The organism is Actinocrinis sp., from assembly GCF_035605935.1.
In the GTDB taxonomy this organism is placed as follows: Bacteria; Actinomycetota; Actinomycetes; order Streptomycetales; family Catenulisporaceae; genus Actinocrinis.
This window is the reverse complement of record NZ_DATNGK010000306.1, coordinates 1-20476: the sequence shown is the minus strand read 5'-3', so window position 1 is coordinate 20476 and position 20476 is coordinate 1. Positions and strand designations below refer to the sequence as shown.

The 20476-nt window shown below is 69.9% G+C and carries 21 protein-coding genes; 7 read left to right on the top strand and 14 right to left on the bottom strand.

Features of this window, described 5'->3' with window-relative positions; translation table 11 throughout:
* Positions 1-57: 57 nt before the first annotated feature.
* The gene (locus VN779_RS24855) at positions 58-777 is read right to left on the bottom strand and encodes an SGNH/GDSL hydrolase family protein (RefSeq protein WP_325727505.1); all 720 of its coding nucleotides are present in this window, start codon (positions 775-777) and stop codon (positions 58-60) included.
* 23 nt (positions 778-800) lie between these two features.
* Between VN779_RS24855 and VN779_RS24850 the strand changes: the two genes are divergently transcribed.
* Positions 801-1547, top strand: coding sequence for a 4'-phosphopantetheinyl transferase family protein (locus VN779_RS24850; RefSeq protein WP_325727503.1), 747 nt, complete (start codon positions 801-803; stop codon positions 1545-1547).
* 883 nt (positions 1548-2430) lie between these two features.
* Here VN779_RS24850 and VN779_RS24845 read toward each other — a convergent pair.
* The 13 genes from VN779_RS24845 to VN779_RS24785 form a co-directional block, all read right to left on the bottom strand.
* The gene (locus VN779_RS24845; RefSeq protein WP_325727501.1) at positions 2431-2721 is read right to left on the bottom strand and encodes a phosphopantetheine-binding protein; all 291 of its coding nucleotides are present in this window, start codon (positions 2719-2721) and stop codon (positions 2431-2433) included.
* A gap of 40 nt (positions 2722-2761) precedes the next feature.
* Positions 2762-3688 carry a 3-oxoacyl-[acyl-carrier-protein] synthase III C-terminal domain-containing protein gene (locus VN779_RS24840; RefSeq protein WP_325727499.1) on the bottom strand — a complete coding sequence of 309 codons (927 nt, stop codon included), beginning with the start codon at positions 3686-3688 and terminating at the stop codon, positions 2762-2764.
* A gap of 50 nt (positions 3689-3738) precedes the next feature.
* On the bottom strand, positions 3739-5364 hold the full coding sequence (locus VN779_RS24835; protein WP_325727497.1) for a class I adenylate-forming enzyme family protein: 1626 nt from the start codon (positions 5362-5364) through the stop codon (positions 3739-3741).
* A 54-nt stretch (positions 5365-5418) separates the two neighbouring features.
* Entirely contained in the window at positions 5419-6414 is a 996-nt protein-coding gene (locus VN779_RS24830) for an alpha-ketoacid dehydrogenase subunit beta (protein WP_325727495.1), read from the bottom strand.
* The gene (locus tag VN779_RS24825) at positions 6414-7376 is read right to left on the bottom strand and encodes a thiamine pyrophosphate-dependent dehydrogenase E1 component subunit alpha (RefSeq protein ID WP_349260931.1); all 963 of its coding nucleotides are present in this window, start codon (positions 7374-7376) and stop codon (positions 6414-6416) included. Before VN779_RS24825 ends, VN779_RS24830 begins: the two co-directional genes overlap by 1 nt.
* A 7-nt stretch (positions 7377-7383) precedes the next feature.
* Positions 7384-8292 (bottom strand): phytanoyl-CoA dioxygenase family protein, encoded by a 909-nt coding sequence (locus VN779_RS24820; RefSeq protein WP_414639750.1) that lies wholly within the window; start codon positions 8290-8292, stop codon positions 7384-7386.
* A 32-nt stretch (positions 8293-8324) separates the two neighbouring features.
* Positions 8325-9458 carry a 4-hydroxyphenylpyruvate dioxygenase gene (gene hppD / locus VN779_RS24815; protein WP_325727489.1) on the bottom strand — a complete coding sequence of 378 codons (1134 nt, stop codon included), beginning with the start codon at positions 9456-9458 and terminating at the stop codon, positions 8325-8327.
* Positions 9459-9580: 122 nt separating this feature from the next.
* The gene (locus tag VN779_RS24810) at positions 9581-10855 is read right to left on the bottom strand and encodes a beta-ketoacyl-[acyl-carrier-protein] synthase family protein (RefSeq protein WP_325727487.1); all 1275 of its coding nucleotides are present in this window, start codon (positions 10853-10855) and stop codon (positions 9581-9583) included.
* Positions 10852-11406 carry a beta-ketoacyl synthase N-terminal-like domain-containing protein gene (locus VN779_RS24805; protein ID WP_325727485.1) on the bottom strand — a complete coding sequence of 185 codons (555 nt, stop codon included), beginning with the start codon at positions 11404-11406 and terminating at the stop codon, positions 10852-10854. Before VN779_RS24805 ends, VN779_RS24810 begins: the two co-directional genes overlap by 4 nt.
* Before the next feature lie 68 nt (positions 11407-11474).
* Positions 11475-12650, bottom strand: coding sequence for a beta-ketoacyl synthase N-terminal-like domain-containing protein (locus tag VN779_RS24800; RefSeq protein ID WP_325727483.1), 1176 nt, complete (start codon positions 12648-12650; stop codon positions 11475-11477).
* Entirely contained in the window at positions 12643-12882 is a 240-nt protein-coding gene (locus VN779_RS24795; RefSeq protein WP_325727481.1) for a hypothetical protein, read from the bottom strand. Before VN779_RS24795 ends, VN779_RS24800 begins: the two co-directional genes overlap by 8 nt.
* Before the next feature lie 2 nt (positions 12883-12884).
* Positions 12885-13154 (bottom strand): acyl carrier protein, encoded by a 270-nt coding sequence (locus tag VN779_RS24790; protein ID WP_325727479.1) that lies wholly within the window; start codon positions 13152-13154, stop codon positions 12885-12887.
* Positions 13155-13322: 168 nt separating this feature from the next.
* Complete coding sequence (locus tag VN779_RS24785) at positions 13323-14798, bottom strand: class I adenylate-forming enzyme family protein (protein ID WP_325727477.1); 1476 nt, start codon at positions 14796-14798, stop codon at positions 13323-13325.
* 802 nt (positions 14799-15600) lie between these two features.
* On the opposite strand from VN779_RS24785, the gene VN779_RS24780 reads away from it, so the two are divergent.
* The 6 genes from VN779_RS24780 to VN779_RS24755 form a co-directional block, all read left to right on the top strand.
* Positions 15601-16527: a methyltransferase domain-containing protein gene (locus VN779_RS24780; protein WP_325727475.1), complete on the top strand. Its 927-nt coding sequence runs from the start codon at positions 15601-15603 to the stop codon at positions 16525-16527.
* Positions 16524-16871, top strand: a complete 348-nt coding sequence (locus VN779_RS24775; protein WP_325727474.1) for a hypothetical protein — start codon at positions 16524-16526, stop codon at positions 16869-16871. The genes VN779_RS24780 and VN779_RS24775 overlap by 4 nt, the downstream gene beginning before the upstream one ends.
* Entirely contained in the window at positions 16868-18076 is a 1209-nt protein-coding gene (locus VN779_RS24770) for a glycosyltransferase (protein WP_325727472.1), read from the top strand. Before VN779_RS24775 ends, VN779_RS24770 begins: the two co-directional genes overlap by 4 nt.
* A gap of 46 nt (positions 18077-18122) precedes the next feature.
* A complete protein-coding gene (locus VN779_RS24765; protein WP_325727470.1) occupies positions 18123-18887 on the top strand; it encodes an ABC transporter permease in 765 nt (254 codons plus the stop codon).
* Between the two features lie 52 nt (positions 18888-18939).
* Positions 18940-19896, top strand: coding sequence for an ATP-binding cassette domain-containing protein (locus VN779_RS24760; protein WP_325727467.1), 957 nt, complete (start codon positions 18940-18942; stop codon positions 19894-19896).
* Position 19897: 1 nt separating this feature from the next.
* On the top strand, positions 19898-20476 hold a 579-nt coding region (locus VN779_RS24755), incomplete at its 3' end, for an NAD-dependent epimerase/dehydratase family protein (RefSeq protein WP_325727465.1).

Here is a 20476-nt window from a genome sequence, read left to right as displayed (position 1 = left end):
GACAATAGCCGCAGTGTTCCCGCCGCGCCGTCGACGGTCCGGCCGATTGACGGGCCGTCAGGCGGCGAGCGCGCGAATGATCTCAGCCGCGGCGATCGCCTGGCTACGGCCGTTGCCGTGCAGTCCGTCGGTGCTGATGGTGCGCGGGTCCCGGGCCGTGGGATGGTCGGCGAGGTCGACATGCGTCGTGCCGAGCCGCGCGGCGATCGCGTTCGTGCGGCGGGCGAGCGTGGCCATGCGTTCGGTCGGCGGCGGCGTAAGCCAGGCGGGCAGGCTTGGATAGGCGCTTCGCACGAATATGGACACGGTGATCACGCGCGCGCCGTGCGTCTGTAAGGCCTCGATCATCGCCGCTAGGTCATGGTCAACCGCGTCAGCGCGCGTCTCATAGCCGGGGCGCAGCGCGTCGTTCGCGCCGCACACGACGAGCGCCAGGTCCGGCTCGAACGCGAGCGCGGGGTCCAGCTGTGTCGCGCGGACCTCGTGCGTGCGCAGACCCCGGCGGCCGAGGTTCAAGTACGCGGTGCCCGGACCGCTGCGGTTCAGCTCTTCGGCGACCCGGTCCGCCAGTGGCAGCGGGCGGTAGCCGGGCACCGGCTCCGTGACGCCCTCCGCGATACTGTCTCCGAGTACTGCGAAGCGGCGCCAGGGATGCCCGGCGAGCAACGTCCGCGCCTCGCCGAGACGCAGGCAGTACGGATCGGCGGCTTCCGCGAAGCCCGCGTCGCGCTGGCTCCGGGTCACTCGGTTCTGGGTCGCGGCGTGGTCGCTGGTCATCAGAATTGGGATACTTCCGTTTCGTGAGCGACGGCGCGGACCCGGTGGAAGTGTGGCTGATTGACTGCCGCACGGCATACCCGGCCGTGGACAGCCTGCTTGCGCTGCTCGGGCCGCAGGAGCATAGGCGCGCCGAAGCCTGCCTCTCGCCGCAGGATCGGCGCGAGTACGTCATCGCACACGCAGCCGTGCACTGCATCGTCGGCGAGCGGATCGGTATCGCTGCGGCGCAGGTCACCTGGCGGATCGGGCCACACGGCAAGCCGCACTTGAGCGGATATGCGCGCAGCGTCGAGGTCAATCTCTCGCACTCGGGTGATCTTTGCATGGTCGCCGTGTCGGCCTCGCGATCTGTGGGCGTTGACATCCAACGTCTCGCGACAGGAACCACGCCGGTGGCTCTGGCCCGGCGGTATTTCCCGGCGGACGAGGCACGGCTCGTGCTCGAAGCCGAGGACGCGATGGCGCAGTCCGAGCTGTTCGCGCGGCTCTGGACCCGCAAAGAGGCCTTCGTCAAGGCGGTCGGCTCCCGACTGACGACCGGTCTCGCCGTGTCGATGCAGGGCCCAGCGCCGCTGACGGCGCACCCTCGGGCCACCGGGCTTGGACCTGTCCGCGTCGATGATCTCGAGGCTCCGCCTGGTTATCGCGCCGCGATCGCGTTGACCGGCGCCGAGCCCTTCAGCGTCGTCCCGAGGACGTGGGAGTGGCCCGTCGAGCTGTCGCAGCCGAGAGCGGCCACACAGACGCAGCCTTGTAAGGGGTCGTAGTCACACAGCACGATGCTTCGCCGTGAACCGCTTTGTGCGTCTAGCTCATCTGCGAATTCCCACCACAGGCCGGTAAGCGGACGCCCCGGCGGCGCCAAGCGCACCCGGCCCAGGCCCGCTGCCGACAACCGATTCGCGATGCCGGCTAGCGCGGATCCCAAAATCACTGTTGTATTGGGGGGATCGGGACACAGCGTGCTGATTTCCTGCTCGATCGCATCCTCGCGGGCCCCGACCAGCGTGACGATCCGTCCGAGGTGCGCAGGCGCAGCGGATTGCGGGACGTGCGAGGCGTCCCCGAGAAGCAGTGCGACGCCGGTGTGCCCCTTCGGCATCGCGGCCGAGGTCACCCTGCGCGCCTGGTAGGGGAGTGCGGCCTGCTCGACCACGAGCAGCAGGGCACGGCGCAGCCCGGCGGTCCGCGCGTACTCCCGGATCAGGCGAAGGCCGGTGAACGCAGACGCAGCGCCCTGATCGGTCAGCCCGAACGCGAGCGGCGCGCCCGGGCAACGCTCGCTGAGCAGCGCCGCCATGTTGCGGCCCGGATTGATATCAGGAGTCGCGTACGCGAGTACGAGCAGATCGACCGTCTCCTGCGCCGGCACACTGCGCTCGATCAGCTCGGTGGCGATCTCGCTATAAGACCAGCCCGCGCGAACGCGATCGTCCGGCAGTGAATCGAGCGCGTGCTCGCGCAGCATGTCCCGGACGTAGCGGTCGAGCCGCGCGGCGTACTCGGCGTCGTGAACGCTGTCCGCGGGCTCCGGGAAGGCGATCCGCGCGGCCGAGCGCACGCCCCAATGCCGTGCCCGTTCGTCGTCCGCCGGATCCGGATCATCGAGCTCTGCGTCGTAGCGTCGCGGCGGGAGCGCCGCGAAAACCATCAATCCTCCTCGGGCAGCAGATTCGCGGCGATGTAGCTAGCCAGCGTGCCGATCGTGGCGAAGTCCTCCCGGCCCATGTCCTCGACGCTGATCTCCCGCTCCAACCGCTCCTCGAGTTCGAGCACGAGCTCAAGCGCCGCGGTCGAACTCAGGCCGAGCGCCTCCATGAGCGTGGTGTCGGCGGTGGCCCCGGCGACTTCACGCTTGAGAACGCGCGGCAGCAGCGCACATATCTCCTCGACCACCCGATCGCGCAGCCCTGGATCCGCGGCGGTGTCCAGCTCGGTCATGTTCGCTCCCTCATTCGGTCCGTGGACTCGGACTCGTCCGTCAGTGCTCGAAAACCATCGCCGCGAAGGCAGCGCCACGACCGGCGCCTGCCGCCATCACGTAGTGATCGCCGGGCCGCAGCAGCTCCCGCTGCACCGCGGTGCGGTAGTTGATGAAAGCGTCTGCGCAGAACACGTGGCCGTAGCCGGCCAGGTTGTCGAGCACGACCCGCTCCAGCGGGAAGTCGAGGATCCGGCAGACCTGCCGCCAGATCGGCGCGTTCACATTGTGCGGAAGCAGCGCGCTGACCGCGGCGAGAGGTAGCGCTGCACGGTCCAGCGCGGCCCGGATCGTGTCCGAGAGCAGCTGCGCGTAGTCGCGCTGGAACGCCAGCGCGACCTCCTCCGCGTCGTCGTCGTACTCGCCGCGCTGGTCCACGGCATAAGCCAGCATCCGGTCACGTGGACCATCGTGTCCGACCAGGCAGGCCGATGCGCCCTCGCTGAAGAACGTGGTGTCCCGCAGGATCTCGGCCTCCGCCGTGAACGTCTTTTCCCCGGCGACGACCAGCGCGAGAGCGTCGGGATCCGGATCCGCGGCCAGCAGGCGGCCGACGACGTCCAGCGCGAGCAGCCCCGAGGCGCAAGCGTGATGCCCGACGGAGAACGCACTGGCCTGCGCCAACCCGAACTCGCGGCACAGATCGTGCACCGGATGCAGCGGGTAGGGCACGACCGAAGGGAACGTGCGCGCGTGCACGACGTACCGGACCTGCTTCTCGCGGCCGCGCAATCCCTCGAGCCCGGCGATTGCCGCACGCAGCAGGTCGATCAGGCCGCCGCCCGGATCCCGGCGCACCTCGCCGAGCTTGTGATACCGGCGGAACACCTTCACCTGCATCGGCGTGAGCCCGTACCGCGACGCGACCTCCTCGACCGCGACCCGCTGTTCGGGCAGGTGGACCGCGACGTCCAGCAGCGCGGTCACCGCGTGCCCCGGTATCGCTCAGCTTTAGGCCGCTCAGCTTTGCTCGACATTCACGCGACCGTTTCGGCCAGGTGCCGCTGCCGCATCAGGAATTTGCGCACCTTGCCGGTGGGACCGAGGATCAGCTGCCCGTCATCGACCACGATGACCTTGCGCAGCGTGGCCGCCGCGGCGCTGGACAACGCGGCCCGGATCGCTTCGGTGCGATCCACGCTCGAATCAGCCCACGTATGCAGGCTCAGCAGGACGTCGGTGAACACGCCGTCGTCGGAGGGCGCGGCGACGATCGTGCAGTCGCGCACATCCGGACAGGCCTTGAGGATGCGCTCCTCGGACATGGCCGTGTACAGCCACTCGCCGCCGCCGAGGTCCACCGAATCGACCGCGCGATCGACGTGGTAGTAGTAGCCCTCCGCGTCGCGGTACATCAGGTCGCCGGTCAGGTAGTAGCCGTTGAGCCGGTTGCGATACGTGTTCACCGAGTCGTTCCAGTAGCCAGGCGCCAGCGTCGGCGCCTTCAGGCCGAAGTGGCCGACCTCGCCGACCGGCACCTGCTGACCGGTCGCCAGGTCGAGCAGCGCGATGTCGGCGAACACATGCGGCAATCCGACACACCGGCCGTACCGCTCGGTGTCGGAACGGTGCGTGATGTGGAAGGCCGAGTGACCCATTTCGGTCGAGCCCAGCCCGTCCACGAAGCTGGATCCCGGAACTCGCCTGACGCCCTCTCGGGTGACCGTGTTGCGCGAACCGGCCGCGACCAGGTGCCGCACGTGCGGTTCGTGTACGCAGTCCCCGGTGTTGAACCACAGCGACACCGACTCGAGGTCGTACTCGGTCAGGTCGTATCGGGCCAGTTCGGCCCAGGTGACCGCGAAGCCGAAGACCCCGCTGGGCCGCCAGCGCGCGATCGCGTCCAAGATCGCGGCGCCGTCGCGCTGCTGGGAGAGGTAAAGCAGCTCGCTGCGATTGCATAAAGCGTGATTGACGGTCATGATCCCGGCCGCGTGCGCGGACGGCAGAGCGCTGAGAATCCGCTCGGTACCCTGCGCGCGCGGTGAGCCGAGCCGAATGATCCGGGTCGCGGCGAACAAGCTGCCATGCGAGTGCACGACCGCTGCAGGCATCCGCGTCGTGCCGGATGAATGGGTGATGGCGATCGGATCGTCATAGTGCAAGCGGTAGGGCGGGGGAGCGGCGGCCGGATCGCCGGTGCCTGTCTCGGCGGCGTCGATCAGCAGGCCGACGCCCAGATCCTGGCCAGCCAGCCGCTGCCGGTGTTCGCCGTCCGTGAGCAGGGCCGTGGCTCGCAGCCGCCTGATGTACTCGGCCGCGACGTCGGCGGGCAGATCCGGATTCATCAGGGCCGCAATGGCGCCGAGCCAGTTCAAGGCCAGGGTGTTCAGGAAGCAGTCGGCCGAGCTCGACACGTGCACGGCGACCGGGTCGCGCGGACCGACGCCCTGGCGGCGCAGCCACGCGGCGCGGGCCGCGACTCGCTCGTGCAACTGCCCGAGGGTGAGTCCGTGCCAAGCCGGTAGGCCGTCCACCGCGCGATCGAACGCGAGGCCGGGGCCGTCGAGTGGGGCGCCGTGCTCGATCAGCTTCGGCAAAACGTTGCCCGCGCCGAGTTCGGGATCCGCGGCCAGCGCCGCCCGGATGCCGGCGATGCTCATGACGTTTTCTCCCTCTGGTTCGCAATCGGGACCGCGCGCGAGCGTGCTGTCTCCTCAGCCATGCGCCGCGCCTGCCAGCTGCGTCGATCCGACGCTCGCGAGAATCGCCGCGCGCAACTGCTCCCGGCTCGGCTGCAGGGCCCGATCGAGTTGCAGGGCGAACGGCAGGACCGCACCGTCCGGCCGGGTCACCCGCCTCGGCGGCGCGATCAGCCGCATCCCCTCGGCCGCCGTGGCCACGACTTCCCCGCCGATCCCGCAGGACCGGTTCGCATCGTCGAACACGACGAGCCGCCCGGTGCGCTCGAGGCTGGCCGCCAGCCCGGACCAGTCGAAGGGATGCACCGTCCTGGGGTCGAAGACCTCGACCGAGACCTCCTCGGCCAGCTCGTCGGCCACCGCGAGCGCGTCGTGTACCAGATGCCCGATGGCGACGACGGTGACCTGCGTACCGGGCCGCTGCACCCGGCCGACCCCGAGCGGAACCGGCGCCACTTCGGCGAAGTCCACATCCTCGCGCCGGCGCATCGCACCAGACGGCGCGAAGAGCACGACCGGATCGTCATCCCGGATCGCCGAGACCAGCAGGCCATACGCGTCCCGGACCGTGGCCGGGACCACGGTCTTCACGCCGATGTGCGCGAACAGGCTGTAGGGATGATCGGAGTGCTGCCCGGCCCAGCCCTCCCGCGAACCGGAGCCGGTCACCAGATACGTCACCGGCACCCGCGCCTGACCGCCGGTCATCAACGACACCTTGTGCGCCTGGTCCGCGATCTGCTCAAAGGCAAGGAAGAGCAGCGCGGGAATCTGATACTCGATCAGCGGACGCAGCCCGGCCAGCGCTGCGCCGGTCGCGAAGCCGGTGAACGCCTGCTCGCAGATCGGCGTGTCGAGTACCCGCTGCGGCCCGAACCGTCCCAGCAGGCCTGCCGTCACGTTTGTGGCCGCGGACCTGACATCCTCGCCGAAGACACAGACCGCGGGATCGCGCGCCATCTCGTCGCCGAGTGCCCGATTGAGGGCCTTGAGATACGACTGGTTAGCCATCAGCCCACCCCGCTCCTGGTCCGGGTGCCGTCGGCGTAAAGGTAGTCCAGCGCTGAATCAGGGTCCGGATGTGGGCTGCCGGTCGCGAACAGCACCGCCTCCGCGAGCAGCTCCTCGATCTCGGCATCGATCCGCGCCCGCGCGGCCCCGGACAATCGCGAGCCCTGGATGTCCAGCGGGTCGCGCGCCCGCGCGGTCTCCACCTCCTCGGCACTGCGATACCGGGGTCGAGCGGCGTACTCGAAGGTGTGATGCGCGTCGAACCGATAGGTCACACACTCAAGAAGTGACGGCCCGTCACCCGCGCGGGAGCGGGCCACCGCCTCGGCCGTGGCTTCGTAGACCGACTCCGGGTCCATGCCGTCTACCGTGCGCGCTGGGATGCCGAATGCCTCGCCGCGCCCGACGATCGTGCCCGCCACCGCGTCGCCGGTCCGCGTCGAGGTGGCGAACCCGTTGTTCTCGCAGACGAACACGACCGGCACCCGCCACAGCGCCGCCAGGTTGAACGTCTCCAGCAGGACACCCTGGTTGACCGCGCCATCGCCGAAGAACGCGGCGGTGACCCGATCCGCTCCGGCCTGCCGGGACGCCCAGGCGGCGCCCGCCGCGATCGGAGCCGCGGCGCCCACGATCGCGTCGGCGCCGAGAATGCCCACGGCGAAATCGGCCGCGTGCATCGATCCGCCGCGCCCGCGATTGAGCCCGGTGACTCGGCCGGCCAGTTCCGCCAGCATCCGCGCTGGATCAGCGCCCTTAGCCAGCACGTGCCCGTGGCCGCGATGGGTGCTGGTGATGAAGTCATCGCGGCGCAGCGCGGCGCACACTCCGGCCGCGATCGCCTCCTGGCCGATATAAGGGTGAATGCCGCCGACGATCACGCCGGATCGAACCAGCTCGATCGCCCGCTCTTCGAACCGGCGGATCAACCGCACGGTCCGGTACAGATCGGCCCGGTTCAGATCGGCGCTAGAGGGCTTCGGCACCATCGCTCCAGATCACCGGGCAGTACTCGGGATCGGCGTAGTCGGGCCGGCCGTCCGCGAGCCGGCGCACCAGCGTGTCGTGGTTGTACGCCACGGTGCTGCCGTCGCTCAGCTCGAACCGGCGGTATTCATTGGCCGAGTCCTGAAGGTGCAGCGAGACGGCGCGCCGTGGCCGGTCGCTGCGGTTCGGTCCGCTGCCGTGATAAGTGCGGCAGTGATGGAAGCTCAGGTGCCCCTTGGGGATCTCCATCTGCACCTTGCGGACCTCGGCGTTGTTGAAAGCGGCGTTCTCCGCGAGGACCCGTTCGAGGTCTGACTTGTCGCGGTCCGCGAAGTGCTTGGTCATGGAGTCCTCGCGGCCCACCTCCTTCCACCGGTGGCTGCCGTCGATCATGGTGATCGTGCCCATGCGCGGGCCGCAGTCGTGCAACGGGATGAACGCGGTCAGCATCCGCTCGGAGGTGCTGGTGGCCCAGTAGTGCTTGTCGAAGTGCCAGGGCACGATGTTGCTCGGCTCGTCGGGCACCGGCGGCTTGTAGATGAGCGTGGACTGGAACACGCGGATTGCCTCGGCCCCGGCCAGCCGCGCCGCGACCGCGCCGATCAGCGGCTTGCGCAGGATCCGCGCGATCGGGTCGCTCTCGACGTGGACGTAGTCGTTGTGCCGCTGCACCGCGCCGTGGCCGGGCTCCCAATAGGCCAGGCGCGGCGGCCGCAGCGGCAGGCTCCTGCTTCGCTCGCCGGCGTAGTACCGCTCGCTCGCCTCAACCAGCTCGTCGACCTCCTCGTCGGTGAGCAGCTTCTTGGTCAAGTACCAGCCGTGCTCTTCGTAATGGGCCACCTCGTCATCGGTGGGGAGCAGGGCCCGCTGCGCCTCGGTGAGCGGCGGGATCGGCGGTGACGAGAGGGGCGGGGATGAGACGGTCACGCGGGCCTCCGCACGGTGTTGATCGACGCAGCGTTGGTAGACGCAGTGTCGGCTAACGCGGCGTCGCGCACGGCGCACAGCTCCCGCTCCTTCGCCGCGTACAGGGCGGGAATGTTGCTGGTGCCGAACGTGCGCGCGCCGTGCCGCTCGATCAGCTCCCAGAAGAAGGTGTTGCGCACGTGCATCGACCGGGCGAAGATCTGGTACATCAGGCCCCAGTGATCGCGGTCGGCCAGGATGCCGCGCGAACTGAGCCGCTCTACCGGGATGTCGATCGGGCCGAGCCGCGCGCCGAGTTCCTCGTAGTAAGCGGCCGGGGTGGGCGCGAATCCGGCTCCGCGCGCGCTGAAGGCGTCCACCGCCCCGGCGATGTCGCCGGTGCTCAAGGCCACATGCTGCACGCCCGGTCCACCGTGCCAGGCCAGGAAGTCGTCGATCTGGCCGCGGCGGCGGCTGGTGTCCGGCTCGATCAACGTGAAGGTCACCGCGCCGGACGCGCTCTGTACCACCTGCGAGAACATGCCCTGGTCGCCGACCGCCACGTACTCCTCGAAGATCGGCTCGAACCCGAAGGTCTTGCGGTAGTGGCGCACCGTCGGCTCCAACTCGCCGGCGGGCACGCAGAAGGCGGCGTGGTCGATCGCGGTCAGCAGCTGCGTGCTGTCCGCGGCCGGCGACTCGGCCATCTCGACGAGACCGGGCAGGAACTCGGCGCCGGGACCGCTGCGCTCCACGAAGCGGTGCGCGACGTCGCCGAACCCTGAGACAACCGCCGTGACAACCCGCTCGCCGTCGCGCTCGCGCACGAGCGGCTGCTGCAGCGGTATCGCTCCGGCCGCGACGGACTCGGCATAAGCGGCCGCGGCGTCCTCCACCCGGAACGCGATCACCGCGACGCCGTCGCCGTGCCGGGCCACATAGTCGGCGGCCGGGTGATGCGCGGCCAGCCCGGAGGTCATCAGCACTCTGCTGCCGCCGTGCCCGACCAGCAGGCTGCGCCGCCCCGGCGCGCCGGTGTCCGGCCCGCCCTGGCCGAGGATGCGGAAGCCGAACGCGCGGCACAGCACGAAAGCCGCCTGCCGGGCGTCGCCCGTGAAGAATTCGACGTGGTCGACTGCGAGCACATCCACTTCGCTCACCTTCCTTTCGCCGGCGGCCGCGCGGTGTCGCGGCACGGAACGGTCGTTGTCACGAATCTGGTCTCGGTTCTCGGGTCTCGGTTCTCAGGTCTCGGATGCACGGTTTGCTCGCGTCAGACCTCGCGGACGAGCCGGGTACTCGGTTGGCCGAAGACGAGGCTGATGTTGTGGCCGCCGAAGCCGAACGAATTCGACAAGGCGTAGGCCGGCTGCGCCTGCCGCGGCGCCTTGCGGATGTGGTCGAGTTCGCAGTCCGGGTCCGGATCGTCGAGGTTCTGCGTCGGCGGAAGCAGTCCGCGCCGCAGCGCGAGCACCGTGACCGCGGCCTCCGCGACGCCGGAGGCGCCGAGCATGTGCCCGGTCACCGCCTTCGTCGAGCTGACCGGCGGAAGCTGCGCGCCGAACGCGGCGCGGATGGCCCGCGCCTCGGCCACGTCGCCGAGCTTCGTGCTCGTTCCGTGGGCGTTGAGGTAGCCGACGTCGCCGGGCGTGATCCGTGCGTCGGCCAGCGCACGGCGGATGCATTCGGCGGCGCCGCCTCCCTCCGGGTCGGGCATCGTGGGATGGTGCGCGTCGTTGGTGGCGCCCCAGCCGGACACGTCCGCGTAGCCCGCCGCGCCGCGTGCGTTCGCGTGCTCGACCCGTTCGAGCACAAGGATGCCGGCGCCCTCGCCGAGCACGAGGCCGGCCCGCCGCCGGTCGAACGGGCGGCTCGCGGCGGCCGGGTCGTGTCCCCAGCCGCGGGCCAGCGCGCGCGCGTTGGCGAAGGTGTCAGCCAGCGTCGGGAACAGCGGAGCCTCGCTGCAACCGCACACGACCACGTCGGCCTCTCCCGCGCGCAGCAGCCGCGTCGCCTCCCCGATCGACTGGGCGCCGGCCGCGCAGGCGGTGCCGATCGAGGAGCTGTAGCCGCGGATGCCGTACTTGATGGCGATGCGGGCCGCGCCCATGTTCGGCAACATCCCAGGCAACAGATATGGACTGACGCCCAGTCGTCCGCGCTGCGTTCGGATGACTACCTGCTCTGCCAATGTGGCCAGGCCCCCGGTGCCCGACACGATCACCGCGATCCGGAAGGGGTCCACATCGCGGCCCACGACGAGGTCGGCGTCGGCCAACGCATCGGCGGCGGCCTTGAGCGCCATTACGACGTACCGGTCCACCACTCGGGTCTCAGGCGGAGGCAGCACGCTCGTCGGATCGATAGGCGGCGCGAAGCCAGCGACCTCCAGCGACTCGGCGAGCGGGTGATCCCGCGGCGGACGGCTGAGTCCCGACCGTCCTTCGCACATCGCCGACATGATCGCGTCGGCGCTCTCACCGACCGGCGTCACCAGGCCGATGCCGGTGATCACCACGCCGCGGTTGCTTTCACTGCGGTCGCTCATGCCCGACTCCTCTCGTGCGCCGGAGCGCTCGCGGTCAGCAGGACCGCCTCGGCGCGGTCGGGCTCGTCCGCGGTCGCCGCCTGCTCGACCCGAATCAGCAACACCGCGCCGGCATCTACGTCTTCGATCAGCAGCCCAGCGGCGTCGAGCGCGGATCGCTCATCACCGAGGCAAATAACAGGCCCGACGAGCCCCCACCGCGCCGCGATATGACCAGCTACCGCGTTCGGCACGCACTGGAAAAACAGCAGCGGGCCGACCCGCGTCCCGGCATCGACGGTCTGCGCCACGTGCCGCGCCCCGGCGATGTCGCCGAGCGAGCTGGCGATGATTACCGCCGTGGACGACGCTTCGGTCTCGGCTGTGCCTGCCATCGAATTCGCCCGCTGCTCGAGGCAGCGCCGGGCGACCTCTATGGCGAGCGGACTGAAGGAAGAGGTCACGAACCCGGCCACCGCTGGCGGCGCGATATCTGCCGGGGATTGCGGCCAGGTCGACGCCGCCACCACCGCGAAACCGGCCGCTTCGGCGCGGCCCGCCAAGCTCGTCACCGCTGGGGGAGTTGCTATGACGCGCACTGACGGCGCGTCACCGATCGTGTTCGGGCTGACCAGGGGTATCACGGCGCACCTACCAGCAGGGCGGTGTTCGCTCCGCCGAACGCGCTGTTGATGCTCAGCGCATAGTCGATCGAGCGAGTCTGACCGGGTGCCAGCACCAGATTCAGACGGCATTCCTCGTCCGGCCCGAGATAGCCGGCGTTGACCGGGAGCTGCCCGGCGCGCAGCGTGTGCAGCGTCACGATCAGCTCCACCAGCGCACCGGCTTCAAGTGCCTGACCGTGCACTGATTTGGTGGAGCTGACCGGTACTGTCTCGGCCGACTCGCCCAGCGCCGAGTGCAGCGCGGCGGCTTCGGCCGCGTCGCTGTGTGCGGTGCCCGAGCCGTGCGCGTTGACGTAGCCGATCGCCTCGGCGCGGATCGATGCCCGCTGCGCGGCAGCCGTGATCGCTCGCGCGAGACCGGCGCCGTCAGGTCGCGGACGACACACGTGATACGCGTCCCCGGTGCGTCCCCACCCGGCCAGCCGAGCCAGCGGCTTGACACCCCGGCGCGCGGCAGCCGAAGCCGACTCGATCACCACTGCGCCCATGCCGTCGCCCAACAGCAGCCCGCCGCGCCGCGCGCTGAACGGCCGCACTCTGCCGTCGGGGGCCAGCGCGCGACCGGCGTCGAAGAGTGCGAATTGATCCGGATCGACCAAGTAACCGGCCGCGACAACCACCCTGCTCACCCGCCCCCTGGCGACGGCCGCCGCGGCATCGGCCACCGCCGTGCTCGCGGCGACGCAGGCCGAGGTGTACGCGCGCGCTGTCTCGTCTGACAGCCCACTGCGTTTCGCGACCGATCGCGCGAACGCGTCCGCGCCATGCCTGCCTGCCTCGGCTCCACTCACCCTTGGCAGGTCCGGATCGCCGTGAACCGCGAGGTAGAGCGGAGATTGCGCGCGTAGAGCGGGGGAGAGCACAGCCTCGTCGCAGGCTTCGCCGATGACCCGGTCCAACTCGTCGCCCAGCGAGGGCGATCCCGGCAATGTGGCGGCCACGCCGACCCGCCGTTGCGCGACATCGAAGCGGCGCACCGCCCGGAACCCGGGCGCACCGTCGAGGACCGCGGACAGCAGTGGCTCGACACCGCGTCCGAAAGCGCTGGCCACGGCCGCGGCACTGATCACAACGGGCTCGGGGCCGCGCAACGCGACCGGGTGTCGGGCAAGGTGGACCGCGTCAGTCATCGGCCGCCTCAAAGACGTGGTCGCGCAGCACCTGCTGCGCGCTGGTGACGCTCGTCATGCGGGCCAAAGCCGCGTCGTCCAGGTCGATCCGCCGCCCGTAGCGCTCCTCGACCTGATGAATGAGCCAGGCCAGCTCCATCGAATCGAGGTTCTCCGGCACCTGCTCCGGTCTGCGGCCGCCGAAGGCCGCGAGCATCGTCAGGAGTTCGGCGCGCTCAGGGAAGCCGGACACGGTCAGCGTCCCGCCGCCGATGCGGACTCGAGGCGCTCGGCCACGGCGCGGGCGAACTCGCCGATGGTCATCGCGACCAGCTTCTCCGCCTCGTCGTCGTCGAACCTGACGCCGTACTGGTCCTCGACCCGTACCGAGAGCTCGGCCAGAGCAAGCGATTCCAGATCGGCGCCGGCGGGACCGAGCAGGGTGTCGGCGCCGACGTCGGTGACGTCGTAATTCATCGCGCTCAGCGACTGGATGATGAACTCGCGGATCTCGTCATCGCTCATCTCGCGGAGACGTCCTTTCGAAACGGTGGGGGAGCGGCGGCAAAGCGGTGGCAGGCGTGGAAGTCGGAGGCGATAGGGAAGCCGCCGCCGGGGTTGAACCGGGTGGTGGACGCGGATCGGCGGGTTTGCTCGGACAGCGTTTGCGGTGGTGGTCGGCCCGCGCGCGGCTCAGCGGGCGAGGTTCAGTTCGGCGGCGCCGGCTTGCGGCGCGCCGCGCGTCGCTGCCTCCTGCGACTGCGTCTGTGGCGGCTGCTCCTGCTGCGGCGCGGTCTGTTGCAACACCGTCTGGTCCCGCACGAGCTTCCCGGTCGCGGTGCGCGGCAGACGCTCGACAACGTGCAGGACGCGCGGTCTCTTATACGCGGCGAGACGCTGGGCGAGCAGCTCCCGAACTCGGGTCTGCGCATCCGGATTGCGCAGCACGACGTACGCCTCGACCGCCTTGTCGAACACGACCACCGCGCCCTCGACCTCGGGCAGATCGGCGAGCGTGTGCTCCACCTCGGTCAGATCGACCTTGAGACCGCCGACCGAGACCTGCGAATCACGACGGCCGAGCACACGCATGAGCCCGGTGCGCGGATCGACCGAACCAGCGTCGCGAGTGTGCAGCCAGCCCTCAGACCAGCGAGCCGGATCCGTGTCGCCGAGGTACGGAGAGCGGGGCATCGCGAGATGCAGCTCGCCGCCCTGCTCGCGCACCGTCAGGCCAGGTGCCGGGCGCAGCGCGGGACGATCGGCCGCGAACAGGTCGGTCGCGATCACCCCGGCCTCCGTCATGCCATACATGTTGCCCAGCCGGACCCCGTACCGATTGACGAAGGACTCGTACACTCCGGACCGGACCAGCTCGCCGCCGGTCGTCATGCCGGTGAGCTGCGGCAGCGGCGGAGGATCGGCCACGGAAGCGAGCAATTCGATGTGGAAGGGCACGCCCAGCAGCGTCGTGGGCTCGAGGCCGGCGGCCACCGTGTCCAGGATGCCGAGCGGCGTCATGCGCTCCGGGACCGCGAGCTGCACACCGGCCGCCAGCCCGTAGAGCAGCCCCCCGACCAGCCCCAGCACGTGGACCATCGAGGCCAGCGACACGATGCGTTCGCCTTCGCGCGGCACCCCGTCGATTTGCCGGTAGCGGTCGATCTCGGCGACTAAGTCGGCGGCGGTGCGGCCGATCACCTTGGAGGGGCCGGTGGATCCGGAGCTGAGCTGGACGAGCGCGTGCGGGCCGGCGGCTGGCAGGCCCGGGTAGGTGGACACCTCGGCCGTGACCTGTGCGAAGCCGCGCAATGCTCCGTCAGGCGCCTGCTTCGCCCGCACCACGACTTGGGGAGTGAGCCGCGCGAGCGCCCGCTCGGTCTCGTAGGCGGTGAGCCGGTGATCGAGCAGAATCGCCTGCGCGCCGATCCGCCACGCCGCGAACAGGGTGCTGATGAACGCTAGGGACGGCGGAAGACACAGCGCGATCACGCCGCCGCGGCGCAGGCCGGCCTCGGTGAGCCGGGCCTGTTCGCCGGCCACCAGCGCGCGCAACGATGCGCGGTCGGTCGGGGCGCCGAGGACCAGGCAGTGATCGGCCGCGCGACCGGCCAGGAGCACCTCGTCGACCCATCCCGGATCCAGCGGCGGTTCTGCGTCCTCGATCACGAAACACCTTCCCCCTTCGCGCGCCGGCGCATGACGAACTGGAGACCGGGCGCGGTCTGAGCCGTACGGCTGAGTTGCGTGAGCTTGCTTGAACTGCCTGACACCGGGTGCGTTCCGCGGCGCGCGGGTTGGAGAGCGCAAAAGGCCCGGCGTACCACCGGGCCCGGCGCGTGCCGTCGCGGGTACCCGCCGTCCTGAGCGGCCGGCGGGCCGAAAGCCGGTCCTTCGTCGGATCGGCGAGGTGACGGGGGTTCAGCGGTGGCCAACCCCCCGTTCGGCGCCATTCTCACCACAGGAATTGGGGCGCCGCAAGACCCTGCGACTGATCGATTTTCTTTGCGCAGGTCACGACCTGCCGGACAGCCGCTGCTTCTCTGAACGGATTGGGGAATTGACGGCGGAAGGCACTCGTGGCAACCTCGTCGCTGACCGACAGCACTGATTTAGTGTTCGTCATCGCGTTGACGCGAGGTCAGCACGCAGGCAGTCAAAGGTAAGCCACTAACTTATCTGAGCTGCTGAAACGCCGAAATCTTCTCAGATCACAAGCTCTGGAGATCCGGCACTTACGCTCGCTGAGATTGGTATATACCAGATCTGCCCCGGCTTTCCGGGTCGAATGTAAGTTTCACGGCCGCCGCGACTTAGCCGTCACCGCGGCCGCATCAAGCGCCTGATTCGATCGCTTACGAAATATGCGGTTCCTTTTTGGCATGCTTATTTCTCGGGACAGCTGGGTCTCTTTTCCTGCGCCCGAGCAATAGTGATTTCGAATGCATTCATCCCAGGGAGACTGGCCGTCGTGGATGTCGACATCAGCGCCGCGCCCGCCGCCGCGCAGTCCGGGCTCAACGCGGCGGTGGAGCGGTATTACGACACGACCCTTGATCTATATGAGGATCTTTGGGGAGAACACGTTCACCACGGATATTGGGACCCCGGCGAGTCACCCGGCACCGAGGGCGCGGACCGCCGCACCGCCACCGATCGCCTGGTGCGCGAGCTCGTCGCGTTCGCCGGCATCCAGGAGCGCTCGCACGTCCTCGACGTCGGCTGCGGGATCGGCGGCTCCGCGCTGTATCTGGCCGGCAGCTTGGGATGCACCGTCGACGGCGTCACACTCAGCGCCGCCCAGGCCGAGCGCGCCCGGCAGAAGGCGCGCGACGCGGGCCTCGCCGACCGGGCACGGTTCCACCAGGCGGACGCGCTGCGCACCGGATATCCGGACGCTTCCTTCGACGCGATCTGGGCGCTCGAGAGCCTGATGCACATCCCGGACCGGGCGGCGTTCTTCGCCGAGACACTGCGGCTGCTGCGGCCCGGCGGCGTACTGGCGGTGGCGACCTGGGCCGTACGCGACGGCGAGCTGACCGCGGACGAAGACGCCCTGGTCAAGCAGATCCTGCGGCACCAGGTGATGCCGAGCTTCTCCTCGCTGCCCGAACACGAGCGGCTGGCTCGCGCGGCCGGCTACGAGCAGGTCGGCGCGGTGGACTGGACGGCCGCGGTCGCCAACTCCTGGGATCCGGCGTTCGCGCTCGTCCCGAAGGTCGACGGTCCGCGCGCGATGCGCGAGCTGGCCCGGGACCGCGGCGTGGACGTGCTCGGGTTCTTCTACGCCGGCCCGCTGATGTTGAAGGGCTTTGAGACAGGTGCCATGACGTACGGCGCGGTGCGCGCCGTGAAGCCCGAGCCGGAGCCCGAGCGGGCGGAGGCGGCGCGCCTGTGACACTCGGCGAGTCGCAGGCAGCGACCGTGTCCGATCCGCGCGCGGCGATCGACCTGAGCGCGCAGGATCCGCTGATCACGCAGATCGCCGCGCTCCTGCAGGAAGTCACCGGAGAGGGCCAGCAGTGGCTGGCCGCACTCGGCCCGCACACCCGCCTGGACGCGGATCTGCTGTTGGAGAGCGTCGAACTCGCGGAACTCGGCGACGCACTGGCCCGCCGATACGGCGAGCAGGTGGACCTGGTCGGGCACGTGGCGACGCTGGAGCTGGACCAGATCATCGCGCTCACCATCGCCGACGTGGCCGTTTATGTCGCCTCCCGCACCACCGGAGGCCGTCGGTGAGCAGGTTCCTGTTCGTCACGCTGCCGCTGATGGGCCACGCGCACGCGATCGCCGCGGTCGCCGCCCAGCTTGAAGCGCGCGGCCATGAGGTGACATGGGCGGGTTCGGAACGCTTCCTGCGTCCGCTGATCGGACCGGACGCACGCGTGCACCCGATCCCGCTGCGCGCCCACCGCGGCGGCCAGGGCGAACTGGGTATGGCCGCCGTCAAATCGCGATGGGCCGGATACATCGTCCCGCACGCCCGCACCACGCTGCGCGGCATCGACCAGGCAGCCGACGCCTTCCGGCCGGACGTCCTGGCGGTGGATCAGCACGCTGTCGCCGGAGCGCTGATCGCGCATCGCAGAAGCCTGGCATGGGCGAGCCTCGCGCCGACCACGATGGAGCTGGCCCGCCCCTACCGGGCGCTGCCTACAGTGGAGTCCTGGATCCTCGGCCTGCTCGACGGCCTGTGGACGGAAGCGGGTCTGCCCGGTCTGCCACCGCACGACCTTCGCTTCTCGCCGCACCTGCTGATCGCGTTCACCGGCACCGCGCTGGTCGGCGCACGGACAGCCGATGAGCTGCCCTGGCTGCGCGATGCCGCCTTCGTCGGCCCGGCACTCGGGCAGCGCGTCTCGGACGACGCGTTCCCCTGGCAATGGCTCGACCCCGACCGCAAGCACGTGCTCGTCACGATGGGGACGCTCTCGATGGACCTGGCCGAGAGCTTCTACCGGCGCATCACGCAAGCACTCGAACCGCTCGGGGACCGGCTTCAGGCAGTCGTCGTCGCGCCGCAATACGCGATCCCTGATCCGCCCGAGCATGTGCTGGTGGTCCGTCAGGTGCCGATGCTCGACCTGATGCCGCGCCTCGACGCTGTGGTCAGCCACGGCGGCCTGAACACCGTGTGCGAGGCCTTGGCGCACGCGCTGCCCCTCGTCATCGCGCCCATCAAGGGGGACCAGCCGATCAACGCCGCGCAGGTCGCCGCGGCCGGCGCAGGCGTGCGCGTGCGATTCGCCAGATCCACGCCCGAGGCGCTGCGCGAGGCACTTGTCGCAGTGCTCGACGACCCCTCCTATCGCGCGGCGGCGCGACGCGTGCGCGACTCGTTCCGTGCGGCCGGAGGCGCTGCGGCAGCGGCCGGTCTGCTCGAATCCCTGGCCCTGGCCGCCCGCGGCGCACCGCGATCCGCACCGGCGCCGGTGCTGCTGTGAACAGTCCTGCTGACAAGCGTTCCACCCGAATACAGCGAGGTGACCGATGAAGGTGTCGCGTGACGTCTGGATCGTCTTCCAGCGGCATCTGTTGTTGATGGTCCGCTCGCCGCTCTGGGTCTTCCTGGGCGTGGCGCAGCCGGTGGTGTACATGGCGCTGTTCGCGCCCTTACTCAAGCCGGCCCTCTCCTCGCTCGACAACGGATCGATGGCCGCCGCCTACCGCATCTACATCCCGGGCATGCTGGTCGCGCTGGCCCTCGGCGGCGGCCTGTACGTCGGCTTCGGACTGCTGGCCGAACTCAGCTCGGGCGTCATCGAACGCGCCAGAGTCACGCCGATCAGCCGGATCGCGCTGCTGCTCGGCCGGGCGCTGCGAGACGTGGTGACGCTCGCGATCCAAGCGGCCATCATCATCCTGCTCTCGCTCCCGCTCGGGCTGTTCGTGCACGTCGGCGACCTGCTGCTCGCCTACGCGCTGCTCGCGCTGATCTCGCTGACCAGCTCGGCGATCTCCTACGGCATCGCGCTCAAGATCAGCAACGCCGGAGTCCTGGGCCAGGTGATCAACAACCTCGCGCAGCCGCTGATGCTGCTGTCCGGCACGCTGCTGCCGCTCGCACTGGCCCCGCTGTGGCTGCGCCGCGTCGCCGACTGGAACCCGTTCAGCTGGGCGGTTTCCGGGATGCGCGCGCTGTTCGCCGGACACGCCGCCGACGCCGTGGTCTGGCAGAGCATCGTGATCATGGCGGGCATCGCCGTGCTCACCCTGGCCTGGTCGGCCCGCCTGTTCACTCGGTCCGTGCGGTGACCGGGTCAGTGGCTCCCCTGCTGTCGAACGCGCTGAGCGAAGGAGGATCCCCGTGATCGAGGCCAAGGGCCTGCGCAAGTCGTTCCAAACCCGGCGCCGGCGCAAGACCGCCGTGGTCGAGGCGGTGGCCGGGGTGGACCTCAAGGTCGCCGAGGGCGAGATCTTCGGCTTCCTCGGCCCGAACGGCGCGGGAAAGACCACCACGCTGAGAATGTTCGCCACCTTGCTGTCGCCCGACGACGGCGAGGCCCGGGTGGCCGGCGCGGACCTGCGCACCGAACCGGCGCGGGTGCGCCGCAGCATCGGCTACGTCGCGCAAGGCGGCGGCACCTGGGACGACGTGACGGCGCGTCAGGAACTCGTCCTGCAGGCGCGGATGCACGGTATCGGCAAGGCCGCGGCGCAGGAGCGGGCCGCCGCCGCGCTGGAAGCCTTCAACCTGACCGAATATGGCGACCGCAACTGCAAGACCTACTCGGGCGGCCAGCGCCGCCGCGTGGACATCGCGCTCGGCGTCATCCACCAGCCCAAGGTGCTGTTCCTCGACGAGCCCACCTCAGGGCTCGATCCGCAGAGCCGCGCGCACATGTGGGACCTCGTGCGCAAGCTGCGCGACGAGGGCATGACCGTATTCCTCACCACGCACTATCTCGACGAGGCCGACGCCCTGTGCGACCGGATCGCGATCATCGACCACGGCGAGGTCGTCGCCGAGGACACGCCCGACGCGCTCAAGCGGGCGATCTCCGGCGACGTGGTGACTGTCGGGCTGACCGGCACGGCGCAGAAGGCGGCGGAGCTGCTGACCGGCCAGCCATACCTGCGCTCGGTCGAGGCCCGCGACGACGACGAGCTGCGGCTGACCGTCGAGGCCGGGCAGACGGCGATCCCGCAAGTGATGCGGACGCTCGAGGGCGCCGGGATCGAGCTGTCCACCATCGAACTGCACCGCCCGACGCTCGACGACGTGTTCCTGACCAAGACCGGTCGCTCGCTGCGGGAGTCGTGACGTGAGCAGTCTTCAGCCCGGCGGGGGCCGGGTCGTGGTGACCGGCGGGGCCGGCTTCGTCGGCTCCCATCTGTGCGATCGCCTTCGGGACGAGGGCTTCGCGGTGGTCGCCGTCGACAATCTGCTCACCGGCTCGGCCGACAACCTCGCGGCGCGTCGCGACGATCCGGGCTTCACCCTGGAGGTGTCCGACGTCTGCGATCCCTTCGATGTCTCGGGGCCGCTCGACACGGTCCTGCACCTGGCCTCGCCCGCGTCACCGCGTGACTACGCCCGCTTTCCCATCGAGACGCTGAAGGCGGGAGCGCACGGCACGCTCAACGCCCTCGAACTCGCGCGGCGCAAGAATGCGCGCTTCGTACTGGTCTCCACCTCCGAGGTCTACGGCGATCCACTGGTGCATCCCCAAGTCGAGAGCTACTGGGGCAACGTGAACCCGGTCGGCCCGCGCAGTTGCTACGACGAGGCGAAGCGATTCGCTGAAGCGCTGACGGCGGCGTACCGGGCGAATCTGGGTGTTGACACGGCGATCGTGCGGATCTTCAACACGTACGGGCCGAGGATGCGCGCCAACGACGGC